Consider the following 15,656-nt stretch of genomic DNA (forward strand, 5'->3'; position numbering starts at 1 on the left):
TCATGTTGGCGAAGCGACCACGTGTCTAGTCTCACGCGGATGATTCGACTCGGCTGGAACGGTCGACGCCTCGAACTCACGGCGCCTACGAAGCCCGACGGCGTACTGACGGCTTGTGTTCGGGGCGGGGACATCCAGGCCACTGCCTGGGCGTACCCCGGGCATCTGGGCTTTGGCGACTTGATCGACTTCTTCGCCGATCTCGAGCGGCACTGGCGCGGATGGAAGGGCGCGCGCCGGTGGGAGTCAGGAGAGGGCGAGTTGACAATGACTGCTCGGCACACCGGCAGCCATGTGCTCCTGGATGTCGGACTTCGTTGCCAGCAGCTCGACCCTGAGCGCGACTGGGACCTGAGGTTCTCAGTCAGTCTCGATGCCGGAGAAGAGTTGACCCACGCTGCCACCGAGGTTCAGCGCGAGTTCGGGTGGGCTGATCGGCAGTACGACAGGTCGGATGCCGTGCCGTCCTCCGACCCGGTCGATGAGGCCGCATACGCCTACGAGCAGGACGAACGCACGTACCTGGACCTGGTTCGCGAACACCCTCGACCCGAGCTTGCCGGCGCAGCGACCCGGGTGCAGACCGCAGCCGCGCATTGGCAGGCGCTCGCCTGGGCTCGGGTGATCGCGCTGCAAGCCCTGGACGAACCGGACGAGCAGGAGATCCACAGCGCGGTCATCTCCGCGCAAGCGGCCGAACTCCTGACGGAACTCTGGTGGGATGTGGCCAAGGTGCAGCGGGGATTGCGATTGCCGCGGTTCGACCGAACGGGACACATGATTGATCCCGGCGATCCCGACGAGAATGGTTGCTGACTGGATGGGCCACCTGCTCGCGGCGAACTCCGCCCTCTTCACCTGTTGGCCTGAGCTCCGAACGGCGCCACTCAGCGGTCCGGTGACCTGCTCAGGGCTGTTCCGGACCACGGCCGGGCGACGAGTCCCGACTGCACTCACCCTTCGAGCTGTCGGGTGAACCGCACCGCAGTATCGAGGAAGCACGGCGCCGATTCCGCCCGCTGAACCGGCGCCAGCGCGGACTGAGCCCGCGCAGACGTGGCGCGAATCAACAACTCTGGAATCGCAGCCATCCGTGCTTGCATGCTGCCGGTTCCCCGCCGAGGCGGTCGTGATCGGGCGGCGTCGGGAGCGGGCGTTCACCGTGTTGAGCTGTTGTGCCCGCTTGCCGGGCGGCTTGCTGCTTGCGCCGTGGTCGTGGCCAACGGAAACGCTGTCGGTCGCCATCAGCTGGGGGCACGTGCGCCAGCTGGGTGGGGTGTCTATGACGCTGGACGACGGTAGGCCACCGCGGTCAAGCCGCCAGCTGCTTGTCGGCGGATGATTGCTGATGGTCGGGCAGTTCGGAGTGGGCCAGTCTGTCGCCACGATGCTGTTCGTGAGGTTGTCCTTGGCAGGCCTGCTGTCGCTGGGATGGGCCATGGCAGCCGGCGTCCTCATCGTTGACGGTCCGCCGATGATCGAGATGACTGTGCGACTCATTCGCCTTGTGCGGACCCCGGCAGCGCGGTCGCTCAAGGCGCGGCGGGCGGAACTCGCCGCGGGCGGAACCCCGGTGTAGGTGATGACGTCCTTCGTCCGCTCCCGCCCTTCACGGACGGGTTGCCGCCTCGCGCCGGTGCTGACCGACAGTGGTGCCGGTTCACCCGCAACGGTCCACAGACCCGCGGTCCCGGAATCTTCGGGGTGGACTTCCACGCGGTCCGGAAGGGCATCGGTGCAGGTCAGCTACATTTTCATCGACCGCGAGATCGATCATGCCTTGCATCTGAAGCCTGTGCCCCGGATCCGGTCTCCTGCGCCTCGTTCTTCGTCCGGACGGACCGATTCCGGTCCACCGTCCACATCACCTTCTGGAGTCGTCCATGGCCGCCGTCGATCCGTCCGCTCCACCGTCCGTCCCTGCCCCGGTCGGCCGCCGGTCGCGCTTCGCGCGAAACAGGTCGATGACGTTCGCCGGCCTCGGCCTGGCCGCTCTGACCCTGGTCGCCTGCTCCGGCGGTGGCAGCGCGGCCTCCACCCCCGCAGTCGCGTCATCCGCCGCTGCATCGGCCGCCTCCGCGTCGGGCACCTCGGCGGGTGGCGATGTCGTCGTAGAGCTCGCCACCTCGGACGGGACCGTGGTCGGTACCGCCACGGTGCAGCAGGACGGCACGGTGATGACCAGGACGGACACCGTGACCGCCCGGCCCGGAGGGACGGACGTGGTCACCGAACTGAAGGACGCCGCAGGAGCAACCGTCGGCACGGCGACGGTGCATCCCGACGGATCGGTCGACGTGCAGGACAGCTCCGGCGGTGGAGAGCAGGACGCGGCCGGTGCCGGCGCCACGACCGGAGCATCGTCCGACATGTCCTTCGCGCCCATGGACTTCGATTCCGGTGCCGACAAGTCCGGCGGGGGCACCACGATCGTCAACAGCAACGGAAACGAGATCGTCGCGTCGAACGACGTCGGCGGGAACGGCACCATCACGGTGACCAAGTGCGCGGCCGACGGGTCGAGCTGCAGCCGCCAGGTCGTGACGAACAACTGAGCATCGAGGCCTCCGGGTCGGGTCGATGGCATCCGGCCCAGCGTCGACCTGGGCGGTTCAGTCAGGTCGAACCGCATTCCCCTGGTGGCCGTGCCCGCCACGCGCCGCTGCCGGGACAGCTCGAGCTCGACTGAAATCCTCGGGCGCCCGGCGGTGCCGATCGTCCCCCGGGCGGAATCCGTCCACATCGCAGAAGTGCGGAGAGACTCGCCGGGGCCGTCAGCGCCCGGCGCTGCGGTGGCTCGCCACGTTCACGATCCGCCCGGTGCCGTCGCGGACGAAGAACCGGCGGATACCCCATGCTTCGTCCGCGAGGGGGTAGACGACGTCCAGACCGCGCTCAACCGCCTCGGCGTGAGCTCTCTCGACATCGTCCACCTCGACGGAGATGTCGACGTCGCAGACCCGGGGATCGACCGCGGTCGGGCTTGCCCAGGTCAGGATCAGCTGGGTCGTCGACGTGGTCAGAGACGCAGCACGAGAGACGCAGCCGAAAGTCGTCCGATCTCGGATCATCTCAAGTGGTACGGTTCGGCCCATGACCATCGCCCCACCCGACTTCTGGTCCGGCCCCCTTCCCGCCGCTGCCCCGCCGGAGGACATGGCCCTGCACCGTCTCCCGACGGGGACCTACCGCACCAGGGCTGCCTTCGCGGTGACCGGCGGGGCGTTCCGCGACGTCCGCGAATTCGCCGCCACCGCCGTGTTGATCAGTCATCCGGGTGGCGACCTGCTGATCGACGCCGGCTTCGGCGCCGGTGTCGCCGAGCACGTGCGGATGCTCGCGCGCTTCGAGCGCGCACCGTTCACCCTCGGCCGGACGGCCGCGCAGCAGCTCGAGGACGTCGGCCATGACCGCGCCCGGCTGCGCGGCGTCCTGGTGACCCACACCCACTGGGATCACGTCAGCGGGCTCGACTCACTGCGCGTGCCGATCTGGATCACCGGCGAGGAGCGGCGGTACGCGGCGACGGACTCCCACGGCGCTGTCTTCCGCAGTGTCTCGAAGGGCCTGGAGATGCACGAGTACGGGTTCGACGGCCCCGCCCACCTCGGCTTCCCCGCCAGCTCCGACGTCCACGGCGACGGCTCGGTGGTGGTCGTCCCCGCCGGCGGGCACACCCACGGATCCGTCGTCGTGTTCGTCACCCTGCCCACCGGGGAGCGGTACGCCTTCATCGGCGACCTCACGTGGCAGAGCGAGGGCATCACGCGCGGCGCGCAGCGCCCGTGGCTGATGCGCCGGGTCGCCGATGTCGACGCGGCGACGGTCCGACTCGGTCTGCAGCGCGTCGTGGCGCTGAGCCGGGTCATGCGGATCGTCCCCGCACACGACCTGCACGCCTACGACTCCATCCCCCTGCTGGCCACCCGCCAGACCCGCGCCGGAGCCTGAGGCCATGGCACCCACCGCACCGACGCCCCCACCGGCGGACGACCGGCCCGATCCGGTGCGCGGTCCGCGGCCGCCACTCGGACCGGGCCCGGATTCCGAACTGACCTGGTTGCTGCACCGGGCCGCCCAGCGCATGCACACCGCGGTCGGCGCTCAAGCCGCCCGCCACGGCCTGACACTGCGCGACCACATCGTCCTCAGCGCACTGGACAAGACGTCCGGGCTGACCCAGATCGAACTGGGACAGGCGCTGGGCGTGGACAAGACGACCCTGGTCGCCGAACTGGATCGACTGGAGAAGGCCGGCCTGGTCGAGCGCAAGGCCGACCCGCGGGACCGACGCGCCCGCATCCCCGCACTCACCGACGCCGGAGACCGAGTCCGGGCGAGGATCGCCGTCGACGCCACGGCCGCCGAGACAGCCGCCGTCGCGTCGGTCGACCCGGCACTGCTCCGCCCGCTCCGCGACGCGCTCTACGCGATCATCGCCGCCACCGACGACCCGGGATCCTGCATCTGACACCGCACCCCACCGGTGCCAGGCAGCCGCACAGGCTGTCGGGCCGGCGGAAGCGGGAGTCCACAGCCGCGTCGGCGATGAACCGCATGGGTGGTGAGCGGCCCACCACGGCGGGGCGTTCGCCATGGCCGCGTCGGGCGGAGTCCGCGTGGCCGGGGCCGCCCGCTGGGTCGTCACGCCGATGTCGGGAACGGATGATCCGGTCGACCGGTTGCACCCACCATGACCGACCTCGCCGTGCTGACCGAGCAGGACCGTGAGTTCCTCCGTCGCCCCCTGCACGGATTCCTGTCCGTCGCTGCGGGCCCCGTCCCGGCCCAACCCCGGCCGGTGTGGTTCGAGGCGACCGACAGCGGGACCGTCGAGCTGTTCACCACCCCGGACGCGGCCAAGGTGGAGCGGCTCCGCCGCGACCCCCGCGCCTCCATCGTGGTGGCCGCGCCGGTGGGCGAACGCGAACGGTGGGTAGCGGTGTCCGGTCGCACGACCATCGAGCCCGACGGCGCGCATGCCCTGGCGCAGCGACTGGCCGCCCGCTACTGGGATCTCGACGATCCCGGCCGGGCCGGCCAGCTGGCCGAAATACTGGCCGACGACGGATTGCTCCGCGTGGTCATCCACCCGGAACAGGTGCGCCGCTACACCTTCTAGCTCGCCCTCCCGCCGGGAGATGGGAGACCCGTCCCGACCGTCGACTTCTCCGAGTGCGCACGCGCCCACCGCACACACCCACCACCACGAGAGGGGTCCGCAGTGGACTTCCAGCCGGTCCGGGACGCCTACTCCACGATCGCCGAGCAGTACATCGCCCTGTTCGACGGCGGCCGGCCGGAGGCCGAGGACGACACCGCACTCATCCTGCGACACCTGACCGGGCTCGCCGGTCCGGTGCTGGACCTGGGGTGCGGGCCCGGCCAATGGACCGCCCGTCTGCACGCGCTGGGTGCCGAGATCACCGGCATCGACATGGTTCCGGAGTTCATCGCGCACGCCCGGGGCGCCCATCCCGGCCCGGAGTTCCGGCTCGGCTCCATGACGGACGTGGACGTCGCCGACCACGCCGTGGCGGGCATCCTGTCCTGGTATTCCACCATCCATCTGCCCCCGTCGGAGCTCGACCCGGTGCTCGCCGGGTTCCGCCGCCTCCTGCGTCCGTCCGGGGTGCTCGTCATCGGGTTCTTCGACAGTGACGACGAGATCGCCGCCTTCGACCATCAGGTCGTCACCGCCTACCGCTGGCCGGCCGACACGTTCGCGCATCACCTGAGGACGGCCGGCTTCACCGAGGTGCAGCGGGTGCAGTACCGGCTCCCGGCGCGACCGGACCGCAGGTACGCCGGCATCGCCGCACGAGCGTCCTGAGCATCGGCCCGATCGCCCCGTCGAGCCGCGTCGTCGACGAGCGCCACGGGGGTCAGCTGCCCACGAGACCCGCCACGACGGACCGGAACCGATCGGCGATGAGTCGGTGGCTGGCCGGGCTGGGGTGGAGTCGGTCGGGCAGCGGGTCCGTCTCGTGGTCGGCGGGGCCGTAGAGATCGCGACCGTCCACGAGGTGCAGGTGCGGGTCCGTGGAGCGGCGCCGACCGACGACGGCGGCGAGCTGCTCCCGGATCACCGTGAGGGTCAGCTTGCCGGCGGCGACCTCGGCCGGGTCCCCGGTGGCGGTGAAGAGGATCTGCCCGCTGCCCCAGCTCGCCGGGTCGATGGCGCCGGGGCCGGGGGTGTCCTCGTGGATGGGGCACCACAGCGGCGAGATCACCACCAGCGGCGTGGTCGGATGGGCGTCGCGGATGGCGTCCAGGAACCCGTCGACGGCGGGGACGAAGGCGCGGAGCCGCATCAGGTCCGTGTTGACCAGGTTGATGCCGATCTTGACGGAGATCAGGTCCGCTTCCTGCGCGGCGATGGTCCGGGCGACGAACGGATCGAGCAGAGCACTCCCGCCGAAGCCCAGGTTGAGCAGGGACAGACCGGCCGCCCGGGCGGTCAGCGCCGGCCACGTCCCCGCTGGGCTGTCGGCGTTCGATCCCTGGCTGATCGAACTTCCGTGATGGACCCACCGCGGGCCGGTGTCCGCGCCCGCCGGACCGACCGGGGCGTCGGTGGTCAACTCGAGCAGCTCGGTGGTCTCGGTGTGCGGGAGCCAGATCTCCACGTCCTTGTCCCCGGTGGGCAGCACGGGGAAGGTCACCTCGGCCGGCGGGCCGTCCACCACGGTCCGCCCGCCCGTCCGGAGGTCGACGACCAGCTGGCGGCCACCGCTGCCGGACGCCTGCCCCGCGGGGCGACCGTCGACGAACAACGCATAGGTGCCGGCAAGCCGCGGGGGCGCGCCGGGGTACACGACGGTGGTCCGCAGCGTCGTCAACCGGATGAGGGTGGCCGCCGTGCGGAGGACGACGCGGACACCGGAGGGCTGTGACTCCGCCATCGCCAACTGGTCGTCGAGGGAGCGGGCGCGGACCCAGTCGGGGAGCCGGTGCGGCAGCAGGCCGTTCGGGGTGGTCTCCACCGCGACGGCGCCGCGGATCATCGCGGCGGTCACGGGTGTGGTCGTCAGATCGGTCAACGGGGTCCTTCGGTAACGGGTCGGGCGTGCCGGGGCGGTCGGGGGTGGCGGGACGGCACAGGTCCGGGCTCGGGGTCACTCTGCGCCCGGGCTCCTCGCTGGGTCCAGCGGGACCTGTCGCGCAGTCGCCCCGGCTGGTGCTGCGCGGGGTGGGGCGCGGCAGGTCAGCCGCGCTCCGCCCCGTGCACCGCCGCGTACGTCCGCCGCAGCGCGGCCATCGACTCGTCGTAGGACGCCCGGGCCACCCCGAGGAACAGGCAGTCCAACACCATCAGCTGGGCGATGCGGCTGCCCAGAGCACCGGAACGGAACTGGGTCTCGCGGGCCGCGGTGAGCAGCACGACATCGGCCTGTGCGGCCAGGATCGACCCGCCGTGGTTGGTCAGCGCGATGGTCGCCGCCCCCGCCGCGCGGGCCCCGGCCAGGAACTCCACCGTCTCCGGGGTGGCCCCGGAGTGCGACACCCCCAGCGCCACGCAGGACGCGTCCAGCGTCGCCGCCGAGGTCCACGCCGAGTGGGTGTCCGTCCAGTTCAACGCGACCCGGCCGACGCGGGCCAGCTTCTGCTGGAAGTCCAGGCCGACGAAGGAGCTGGCGCCCATCCCGAAGCTGTCCACCCGGCGGGCGGCGAGGACGAGATCGATGGCCGCGGACAGCGCGCCCCGGTCGAGCACCTCGGCGGTGTCGGCGATCGACAGCGTCTCGGCCATCGCCACCTTGGCCACGATGTCCTCGACCGTGTCGTCGCGGTCGATGTCACCGGAGACCATCGGCAGGTTGGCGTGCTGGATGCGTTCCCGGGTGGCCTCCCGGGTCAGGTCGATCCGCAGGTCCTTGTACCGCTCGTACCCCATGCGCTTGTAGAAGCGGACGACGCTGGCGGTGGACACCCCGCCCTGCTCGGCCAGTTCGGCCACCGACCGGTTGGCGGCCGTGGCCGGGTCGTCGAGGAAGAGCCGCGCCACCCGCTGTTCGGACTGACGCAGGTCGGGCAGGGCGGCCCGCATGCGGACCAGCACGGTGCGGGGGTCGGGGCGATCCGACGGCTCCACAGGTCTCCCTCCGGCCGGTCCAGGCCCCTCGGCGACCGACGCTCTCCCCCGGCCGCTCGGCGGTGCTGCTGACGGTAGCGGTCCGGATGCCCTGTGCCACTGGACGGATGGTCCATTCGGTCCTAACGTTACTTCATCGCAACCCAGCTCGAACATTTGTGACCTACCGTCGACGGCAGCCCGGGACGACCACCACCCCGGAACCCGCCGCACCCATCCCGACCGAGCCAGGAGACCCCATGTCCCTCCGCCCCAGCGGCCGCCGCCGCGTCCTCACGGCGTTCGTCGCCGCCGCCGCCCTGACGGTGGCCGGCTGCTCGGGCTCTGCGTCGAACTCCGCCGAGACCGGCGGCAGCTCCGCCTCGGGATCGGCCGGTGGTTCCGCCGCGCCCGGACCCTCCGGCGGCAACCTCGTCGTCGGCGTCACCACCGATCCCGACACCCTGCTGCCGTGGAAGGCCACCCAGTTCCAGGCGGTCAACGTGCTGCAGAACATCTACGGCACCCTCACCGAGTTCGACGAGAACCTCGGTGTGGTGCCGGGTCTCGCGTCCAGCTGGGAGACCTCCGCGGACGGGCTGACGCTCACGTTCACCCTGCGCGACGGCGTCACCTTCGCCGACGGCAGCGCGTTCGACTCCGCCGACGTCAAGTACTCCCTGGACGCGATCAAGGACGAGGCGACCGCCGCGGTGGCCCGCAGCTCCCTGGCCTCGGTGGCGTCGGTGGACGCCACCGACGCCACCCACGTCGCGCTGACCCTGTCCGCCCCGGACGCCGCGCTGCCGGCCAACCTCGCCGTGGTCAACCTGGCCATGCTGTCCTCGGACGACACGCAGGACGCCCTGAACACCGCCCCCAACGGCACCGGGCCGTACGCGTTCGACCAGCGGGTACCCAGCCAGTCGCTCACGCTCAAGGCCAACGCCGCCTACTGGGGCGACGCCCCCACGCTGGGCAGCATCGAGTTCCGCGTCATCCCCGACGAGTCCTCGATCGTCGCCGCCATGCAGTCCGGCAACGTGCAGATGTCCGTCTTCGACGACCCGCTGGTCGCACAGACCGCCGAGAGCGGCACCGTCACGGTGGCGAAGACGCCGCAGCTGAGCTACCACGCCCTGCAGCTCAACGCCACCAAGGGCGATCTCGCAGACGTCAACGTGCGGCTGGCCATCCAGTGCGCCATCGACCGCGACCAGGTGCTGCAGACCGCGGCCCTAGGCGAGGGCGAGGTCACCGGGCCGATCACCTCCCCGGAATACCGCTCCGACCCCGCGTCGCGGCCCTGCCCGCAGCGCGACCTGACCAAGGCCGCCGAGTACCTGGCCAAGTCGGGCAAGAGCGCCGTCACCATCAAGACGATCGTGTCCCAGGGCGAGTACGCCACCTCCGTCAACGAGGCGCAGAACCTGAAGTCGCAGCTGGCCGAGGCGGGCATCACCCTGGAGCTGGAGGTGCTGGAGTCCGGCGCCTACGTCGACCGCTGGGTCGCCGGTGACTTCGACGCCGCCGTCGCCCTGAACGGCGGACGCCCGGACCCGGACGGCATGTACAGCCGGTACTTCACCAGCACCGGCAACCTGAACAAGGTCGCCGGCTACAGCTCCCCCACCCTCGACGAGCTGTTCGCCCAGGGACGGGCCACCTCCGACCCGGCCGAGCGCAAGGGCATCTACACGCAGGTGTCCGACGAACTCGAGAACAACGCCGCCTGGATCTGGCTGTTCACCGGCTACACCTATACCGCCACCGCCACCTCCGTGCAGGGCTTCGTCCCGATGGCGAACGGGTCCCTGCAGTACCTGCGGAGCACCACGGTCGCCTCGTGAGCACGGTGAACGGCGCGGTGACGCGGCTGCGCACGTCGACGGTGCTGCGGTCCGGGTGGCTGCGCATCGTCGGCACGGCCCTGCTCACCCTGATCGGGGTGTCCATCGCGGTGTTCGTCATGCTGCGGGCCATCCCCGGTGACCAGATCACCGCCGGGTTGGGCACCGAGGCGGCCGCGCTCACCCCGGCTCAGCGGGCGGCCCTGGAGTCGTACTACGGGATCGACAAACCCCTGGTCGTGCAGTACTTCTCGTGGTTGGGCAACCTGCTGACCGGGAACCTCGGGTACTCCTCGCGGAACCAGGCCGGCGTGCTCGACCTGACCCTGCGCGCGCTGCCGGTGACGTTCGAACTGGCCGTGCTGGCCATGCTGCTCGCCGTGGTCATCGGCGTCCCGCTGGGGATGCTCTCGGCCTCCCGGCCGAACTCCCCGCGGGACGCGGTCGGCCAGGCGGTCGGCCTGGCCGGGCTGTCGGTGCCGGCGTTCCTGCTCGGCACCACCCTGCTGACCGTGTTGGCCGCCTGGTTCGGGTTCAACCCCAACGGCCGCACCTTCGCCGGGCTGTTCTCCGACCCGCTGGTCAACCTCCAGCAGATGATCGTGCCGGCCTTCGTCCTCGGGTTCGGCATCGCCGCACCCATCATGCGGACCACCCGCACGGCGGTCCTGGAGGTCCGCTCGCAGGACTTCATCCGCACCGCGCGGGCCAAGGGGGTTCCGCCGCGCCGTCTGCAGACCCGGCACGTGCTGCGCAACGCCCTGGTCCCCATCGTGACCATGGGCGGCCTGCAGTTCGGCTACCTGCTCGGCGGGGCCGTCGTCGTCGAGCAGATCTTCTCCATCCCCGGGATTGGCCGGCAGGTGCTGCTCGGCATCCAGCAGAAGGAGTACGCCCTGGTGCAGAGCACCGTGCTGGTCATCGCGCTGGCCTTCGTCGTGGTCAACCTGCTCACCGACCTGCTCTACCGGGTCATCGACCCGCGGGTGGCTGCGCGATGACCGACATCGCCCGCACCGCCGAGATCCCCGTCGACCTGCCGCCGCGCACCGGGCGGGCCCGCACCTTCCGGCGCAGCGCGAGCGGGATGACCGGGCTCGTCCTCGTCGTCGTGCTCGCCCTGATCGCGCTGGCCTCGGTCCTGAAGCTGTGGCCGTACGACCCGCTGGCCCAGGATCCGGTCGTCCGCTTCCAGGGGCCGTCCGGCGACCACTGGTTCGGCACCGACCAGTTCGGGCGCGACGTGTTCTCCCGGGTCGCGGCGGGGGTGGCCAACTCCGCACTCGTCGCGGTGGTGGCCGTCGCCGTCGCCACCGTGATCGGCACCGTCGCGGGCATGTTCGCCGGCTTCTTCCGCGGGGTGACCGACGGAGCCGTCGGCGCGGTGACGAACGTGCTGTTCGCCTTCCCGCCGCTGCTGCTGGCCCTGTGCCTGGCGTCGGTGTTCGACCGGACCTGGTTCACCGTGGCGGTGGCCATCGCAGTGGTCTACGTGCCCATCTTCGTGCGGGTGACCCGCGGGCCGGTGCTGACCCTGCGCGAGATCGACTTCGTCCGGGCCGCCCGGAGCACCGGACAGGGACCGGTCAGCACGATCTTCCGGCACATCCTGCCCAACATCGCCCCGCTGCTCATCGTGCAGGTGACGCTGTCGCTGTCCTGGGCGGTGCTGACCGAGGCCTCGTTGAGCTTCCTGGGTCTGGGCACTCCCCCGCCCGCACCCTCGCTCGGCTCGATGATCTACGAGGCCCGCACCCTGGTCACCCTCGCGCCCTGGACGATGATCGCGCCCGGCGTGGTCGTCGTGCTGCTGGTGGTCGGACTCAACCTGCTCGGTGACGGCCTGCGGGACACCGTCGACACCCGGGGCGGAGGCACCCGATGACCGTGCTCACGCCGGAGGCCGTGCGGCAGTTGGCCGCCCTGGCCACCGAGGCGGCGGACGACCGTCTGGCCGATCTGGACACCCGGTCGGTCGCCGACCTGGCCACGGTGATGAACCAGGCCGACGCCGGCGTCCCGGCCGCCGTGGAACGCGCCCTGCCGCAACTGGTCCCGGCCATCGAGGCGGCCGCGGACCGGATGGCCGCCGGCGGGCGGCTCGTGTACATCGGCGCCGGCACCCCCGGTCGGCTGGCCATCCTGGACGCCTCGGAGTGCCCACCCACCTTCAGCACCCCGCCCGGCCAGGTGTTCGCCATCATGGCCGGCGGTGCTACCGCCTTCGTCACCCCGCGCGAGGGGGCGGAGGACGACGCCGGAGCCGGCCGCGCCGCGGTCGACGATGCCGACATCGGCCCGCTGGACACCGTGGTCGGCATCGCGTCCAGCGGGCGCACCCCCTACGTGGTGGCCGCGGTGCAGCGGGCCCGGGAACGCGGCGCGCTCACCGTCGGGCTCAGCTGCAACCCCGACACCGCACTGAGCGCGGCCGCCGAGCACGCCGTAGAGGTGCTCGTCGGGCCCGAGGTGATCAGCGGGTCCACCCGGCTCAAGGCCGGCACCGCGCAGAAGCTGGTGCTGAACATGTTCTCCACCATCGTCATGATCCGGCTGGGCAAGACCTACGGGAACCTCATGGTCGACGTCCGCGCCAGCAACGACAAACTCCGGGAGCGCGCCGTGCGCATCGTCAGCACGATCAGCGGAGCACCGCGGGAGGCCGCCACCGCCGCCCTGCAGAGCTCCGGCTGGTCGGTCAAACCCGCTGTCCTGCAGCTGGTCTCCCACATCGACCCGGAGGAGGCCGACCGGCGCCTCGCCCGGGCCGGTGGCAGACTCCGCGCCGCCCTGGAGGCACGGTCGTGACCGGCGCACTGCGGGTGCTGGGCATGATCTCCGGCACCTCGCACGACGGCATCGACGTCGCGGTGGTGCGGTTCGAGCGGTCCGGGAGCGAGCTGCGCGGCGTCGTCGAGCACACCGCCGGGACGCCGTACCCGGTCGAGCTGCGGGCCCGGCTGGCCGCCGCGCTCCCGCCCGCACCGACCACCCTGGCCGAGATCTGCGAGCTCGACACCCTGATCGGCCAGCGGTTCGCCGACGCGGCCGCGGCCGCCGTCACGGCGGTGGCGGAGGTCGGGCCGCCGGATCTGATCGTCTCGCACGGCCAGACCGTCTTCCACTGGGTGGACGGCGGCCACGCGCTGGGCACGCTGCAGATCGGGCAGCCGGCGTGGATCGCCGAACGCACCGGGATCCCCGTGCTGTCCGACGTCCGCATCCGCGACATCACCGCCGGTGGCCACGGGGCACCCCTGGTGTCGATGCTGGACACCCTGCTGCTGGCCGGGCTGCCGGGTCCGGCCGCGGCCCTCAACCTGGGCGGCATCGCCAACATGACGGTGGTCGACGGGACCGGCGACCCGGGCGCGGTGACCGCGCACGACATCGGGCCGGCGAACACCCTGGTCGACGCGGTGGTCGCCACCGACGACCCGGACGGTCCCGGGTACGACGCCGACGGCGCGCTGGCCGCCGCCGGCACCGTCGACGACGAGCTGCTGGCCCAACTGCTGGCCGACCCGTACTTCGCGCTGCCGCCGCCGAAGAGCACCGGCAAGGAATGGTTCAACGGCGCCTACGTCACCGCGGCCCTGCACCGGCTGGGGCGGACCCCCGCGACCGCCGACCTGGTGGCCACGCTCACCCGGTTCACGGTGGACTCGGTCGCCCGGGACGTCCGCGCTTCCGGGGTGCGCACGTTGCTCGTGTCCGGCGGGGGATGCCGCAACCCCGTGCTGCTGCAAGGCCTCCGGGCCGCCCTGGATGGGACGCGGGTCCTGCTGACCGACGAGTTCGGCGCACCGGCCGACGAGAAGGAGGCGATCGCCTTCGCCCTGGTCGGCTGGTGCAGCTGGCACGGACTCCCCGGTGCGCTCCCCGCCGCGACCGGTGCCCGCGGGCCGCGGGTGCTCGGCACCCTCACCCCGGGCGCCGGTCCGTTGCGCCTGCCCGAGCCCATGGAAGCGCCGCCGGCCACCCTGCGTCTCACGGTCGGGTCCTGACCGTGCCGCCCACCCTGCGTCCGGCCACGCCGGCCGACCTGACCGGTGTGGTGCGGGTGTTCCTGGCCTGCTGGCAGGGATACGCCGCCGTGCTGCCCGCCGACGTGGTCGCCCGGATGGACCTGCCCACCGCGCAGGAGCTGTGGCGGACGGCGCTGGACGGCGGCGGCGTCCTCGTCGCCGTGGCGCCCGACCCTCCCGCGGGCGGGGCAGCGGACGAGGTGATCGGGGTGACGCGCTGGTCCCTCGCCGACGACGCCGACGGCGTCGGACTGATCGGCTCGCTCTACGTCGATCCCGGCCATCAGGGCGGCGGCTGTGGGGCCCGGCTGCTCGCCGCGGCCACCGACCGGCTGCGTGAGCGCGGTTCCCGGACGGCGATCCTGTGGGTGTTCGCCGACAACGCCCCCGCCCGCGGCTTCTACTCCCGGCAGGGGTGGCGACCCGACGGCACCGAACGCGTCGACGCCCGGTTCGGGGCGCGGGAACTGCGGCTGACGCTCGACCTCGGCCCCGCCGCCGGGCCCGACCGGCACGAGGGGGCCGGATGACCGCCGCACCGACCGCGCAGCAGCTGGCCGACGCGCTGGTCGACGGGCCGAACGGGCGGGTCCCGGGTGCCGTGGTCGGTATCAGCCGGGGCCCCGGAACGGATCTGGGCTGCGCCGGGACCCGGAACGGTCCGGATGGTGAACTGCCGATGACCCCCGACACCGCGCACGATCTGGCCTCGGTGACCAAGGTGCTGGCCACCACCACCTGCCTGCTCCGGCTGGCCTCCGACCGCGTCGTCGGGCTGGCCGACCGGGTGTCCGGGTGGCTGCCGGACTTCTGCGGCGGCGCCAAGGATCTCGTCACCGTCCGGGATCTGCTGCAGCATCGCGGCGGACTGTGGGAGTGGCAGCCGCTGTACTGCACCACCGTCGACCCGGATGCGGCCCGCGGCCTGGCCGCGACCCTGCCCCTGCGGTACGCCCCCGACACCCGCCGCGCGTACTCCGATCTCGGGTTCATCCTGTTGGGCCGGGTGATCGAGGCGGCCACCGGGTCGACGCTGGACGCCGCTGTGGCCGAGCTGGTCACCCGGCCGCTCGGGTTGACCGCCACCCGCTACCGCCGCCCGGAGCCCGGGCCGGTCGCCACCGGATCGCGTGACGACCGGGTGGAGCGACGCATGGCCGCCACCGGCGAGCCCTACCCGGTGCTCGATCACCCCGCCGCGTTCACCGGCTGGCGCGACCGCCCGGTGGTCGGAGAACCGAACGACGGCAACGTCTTCCACGCGCTGGGCGGCTGCGCCGGGCACGCCGGTCTGTTCTCCACCGTGCCGGAACTGCTCACCTGGGCCGCCGCCCTGGCCGCCCCGGAGCCGCCCGGCCGCCTCTGGCGGCCCGAGATCGCGGCCACCTTCTTCACCGCCGGGCCGAACCCGGCGCAGGCCCTGGGGTTCCGGCGCACCACCGTCGTCATCGACGAGGATGACGACGACGACGCCGGCGATGACAAGGCCGGCGGACCGGTGACCGCACTGGGTCATCCCGGCTTCACCGGCTGCGCCGTGGCGTTCGTCCCCGGCCGGGGGACAGCGGTGGTCATGGCCACGAATCGACTCCTGGTGCCCGGCACGCCGCCGCCCACCGACGAGCTGTTCGCCCCGGTCCTGCGGGCCGCCCTCACCACGCCGCCCTGACCCGCCCCGCGTCGACCGTCCAGATCCCCGCCGAC

General features: G+C 72.1%; 16 protein-coding genes. 13 read left to right on the top strand and 3 right to left on the bottom strand.

What is annotated here, in order from left to right; translation table 11 throughout:
• Positions 1–39 precede the first annotated feature (39 nt).
• Positions 40–816 (top strand): DUF6228 family protein, encoded by a 777-nt coding sequence (locus J2S58_RS08945; protein ID WP_205255677.1) that lies wholly within the window; start codon positions 40–42, stop codon positions 814–816.
• Between the two features lie 1,148 nt (positions 817–1,964).
• On the top strand, positions 1,965–2,555 hold the full coding sequence (locus tag J2S58_RS08950; protein ID WP_205255676.1) for a hypothetical protein: 591 nt from the start codon (positions 1,965–1,967) through the stop codon (positions 2,553–2,555).
• Positions 2,556–2,774: 219 nt separating this feature from the next.
• Here the strand turns inward: J2S58_RS08950 and J2S58_RS08955 are convergent, their stop codons facing one another.
• Entirely contained in the window at positions 2,775–3,101 is a 327-nt protein-coding gene (locus J2S58_RS08955) for a VOC family protein (protein WP_205255675.1), read from the bottom strand.
• Here J2S58_RS08955 and J2S58_RS08960 point away from each other — a divergent pair.
• From J2S58_RS08960 to J2S58_RS08975, 4 genes are all read left to right on the top strand, one after another.
• The gene (locus J2S58_RS08960) at positions 3,094–3,951 is read left to right on the top strand and encodes an MBL fold metallo-hydrolase (protein ID WP_205255674.1); all 858 of its coding nucleotides are present in this window, start codon (positions 3,094–3,096) and stop codon (positions 3,949–3,951) included. The genes J2S58_RS08955 and J2S58_RS08960 overlap by 8 nt on opposite strands.
• Before the next feature lie 4 nt (positions 3,952–3,955).
• Entirely contained in the window at positions 3,956–4,471 is a 516-nt protein-coding gene (locus tag J2S58_RS08965; protein ID WP_205255673.1) for a MarR family winged helix-turn-helix transcriptional regulator, read from the top strand.
• A gap of 222 nt (positions 4,472–4,693) precedes the next feature.
• Positions 4,694–5,122: a pyridoxamine 5'-phosphate oxidase family protein gene (locus J2S58_RS08970; RefSeq protein WP_205255672.1), complete on the top strand. Its 429-nt coding sequence runs from the start codon at positions 4,694–4,696 to the stop codon at positions 5,120–5,122.
• A gap of 102 nt (positions 5,123–5,224) precedes the next feature.
• Complete coding sequence (locus J2S58_RS08975) at positions 5,225–5,833, top strand: class I SAM-dependent methyltransferase (RefSeq protein WP_205255671.1); 609 nt, start codon at positions 5,225–5,227, stop codon at positions 5,831–5,833.
• 52 nt (positions 5,834–5,885) lie between these two features.
• On the opposite strand, the gene J2S58_RS08980 is transcribed toward J2S58_RS08975, so the two are convergent.
• Entirely contained in the window at positions 5,886–7,007 is a 1,122-nt protein-coding gene (locus J2S58_RS08980; RefSeq protein WP_205256048.1) for an SGNH/GDSL hydrolase family protein, read from the bottom strand.
• Between the two features lie 200 nt (positions 7,008–7,207).
• Positions 7,208–8,095 (bottom strand): MurR/RpiR family transcriptional regulator, encoded by an 888-nt coding sequence (locus J2S58_RS08985; protein WP_205255670.1) that lies wholly within the window; start codon positions 8,093–8,095, stop codon positions 7,208–7,210.
• Positions 8,096–8,334: 239 nt separating this feature from the next.
• Here J2S58_RS08985 and J2S58_RS08990 point away from each other — a divergent pair, with 239 nt between their 5' ends.
• Genes J2S58_RS08990 through J2S58_RS09020 form a run of 7 tightly spaced genes read left to right on the top strand, consistent with a single transcriptional unit; the run spans position 8,335 to position 15,621 of the window.
• Positions 8,335–9,924, top strand: coding sequence for an ABC transporter substrate-binding protein (locus J2S58_RS08990; protein ID WP_205255669.1), 1,590 nt, complete (start codon positions 8,335–8,337; stop codon positions 9,922–9,924).
• Positions 9,925–9,965: 41 nt separating this feature from the next.
• Complete coding sequence (locus J2S58_RS08995; RefSeq protein WP_344470067.1) at positions 9,966–10,925, top strand: ABC transporter permease; 960 nt, start codon at positions 9,966–9,968, stop codon at positions 10,923–10,925.
• Positions 10,922–11,809: an ABC transporter permease gene (locus tag J2S58_RS09000; protein WP_205255667.1), complete on the top strand. Its 888-nt coding sequence runs from the start codon at positions 10,922–10,924 to the stop codon at positions 11,807–11,809. Before J2S58_RS08995 ends, J2S58_RS09000 begins: the two co-directional genes overlap by 4 nt.
• Positions 11,806–12,732, top strand: coding sequence for an N-acetylmuramic acid 6-phosphate etherase (gene murQ, locus J2S58_RS09005; protein WP_205255666.1), 927 nt, complete (start codon positions 11,806–11,808; stop codon positions 12,730–12,732). The genes J2S58_RS09000 and murQ overlap by 4 nt, the downstream gene beginning before the upstream one ends.
• 8 nt (positions 12,733–12,740) lie before the next feature.
• On the top strand, positions 12,741–13,931 hold the full coding sequence (locus J2S58_RS09010) for an anhydro-N-acetylmuramic acid kinase (protein ID WP_344470069.1): 1,191 nt from the start codon (positions 12,741–12,743) through the stop codon (positions 13,929–13,931).
• 2 nt (positions 13,932–13,933) lie between these two features.
• Positions 13,934–14,482, top strand: a complete 549-nt coding sequence (locus tag J2S58_RS09015; protein ID WP_205255665.1) for a GNAT family N-acetyltransferase — start codon at positions 13,934–13,936, stop codon at positions 14,480–14,482.
• Entirely contained in the window at positions 14,479–15,621 is a 1,143-nt protein-coding gene (locus J2S58_RS09020; RefSeq protein ID WP_205255664.1) for a serine hydrolase domain-containing protein, read from the top strand. Before J2S58_RS09015 ends, J2S58_RS09020 begins: the two co-directional genes overlap by 4 nt.
• Positions 15,622–15,656: the final 35 nt, after the last annotated feature.

The organism is Nakamurella flavida (genome assembly GCF_030811475.1).
In the GTDB taxonomy this organism is placed as follows: domain Bacteria; phylum Actinomycetota; class Actinomycetes; order Mycobacteriales; family Nakamurellaceae; genus Nakamurella; species Nakamurella flavida.

Bases quoted from the DNA above. Each gene is read 5' to 3' on its own strand.
- J2S58_RS08945 (WP_205255677.1), top strand. From the start codon at position 40: ATGATTCGACTCGGCTGGAACGGTCGACGCCTCGAACTCACGGCGCCT.
- J2S58_RS08950 (WP_205255676.1), top strand. From the start codon at position 1,965: ATGACGTTCGCCGGCCTCGGCCTGGCCGCTCTGACCCTGGTCGCCTGC.
- J2S58_RS08960 (WP_205255674.1), top strand. From the start codon at position 3,094: ATGACCATCGCCCCACCCGACTTCTGGTCCGGCCCCCTTCCCGCCGCT.
- J2S58_RS08955 (WP_205255675.1), bottom strand. From the start codon at position 3,101: ATGGTCATGGGCCGAACCGTACCACTTGAGATGATCCGAGATCGGACG.
- J2S58_RS08965 (WP_205255673.1), top strand. From the start codon at position 3,956: ATGGCACCCACCGCACCGACGCCCCCACCGGCGGACGACCGGCCCGAT.
- J2S58_RS08970 (WP_205255672.1), top strand. From the start codon at position 4,694: ATGACCGACCTCGCCGTGCTGACCGAGCAGGACCGTGAGTTCCTCCGT.
- J2S58_RS08980 (WP_205256048.1), bottom strand. From the start codon at position 7,007: ATGATCCGCGGCGCCGTCGCGGTGGAGACCACCCCGAACGGCCTGCTG.
- J2S58_RS08990 (WP_205255669.1), top strand. From the start codon at position 8,335: ATGTCCCTCCGCCCCAGCGGCCGCCGCCGCGTCCTCACGGCGTTCGTC.
- J2S58_RS09000 (WP_205255667.1), top strand. From the start codon at position 10,922: ATGACCGACATCGCCCGCACCGCCGAGATCCCCGTCGACCTGCCGCCG.
- murQ (WP_205255666.1), top strand. From the start codon at position 11,806: ATGACCGTGCTCACGCCGGAGGCCGTGCGGCAGTTGGCCGCCCTGGCC.
- J2S58_RS09020 (WP_205255664.1), top strand. From the start codon at position 14,479: ATGACCGCCGCACCGACCGCGCAGCAGCTGGCCGACGCGCTGGTCGAC.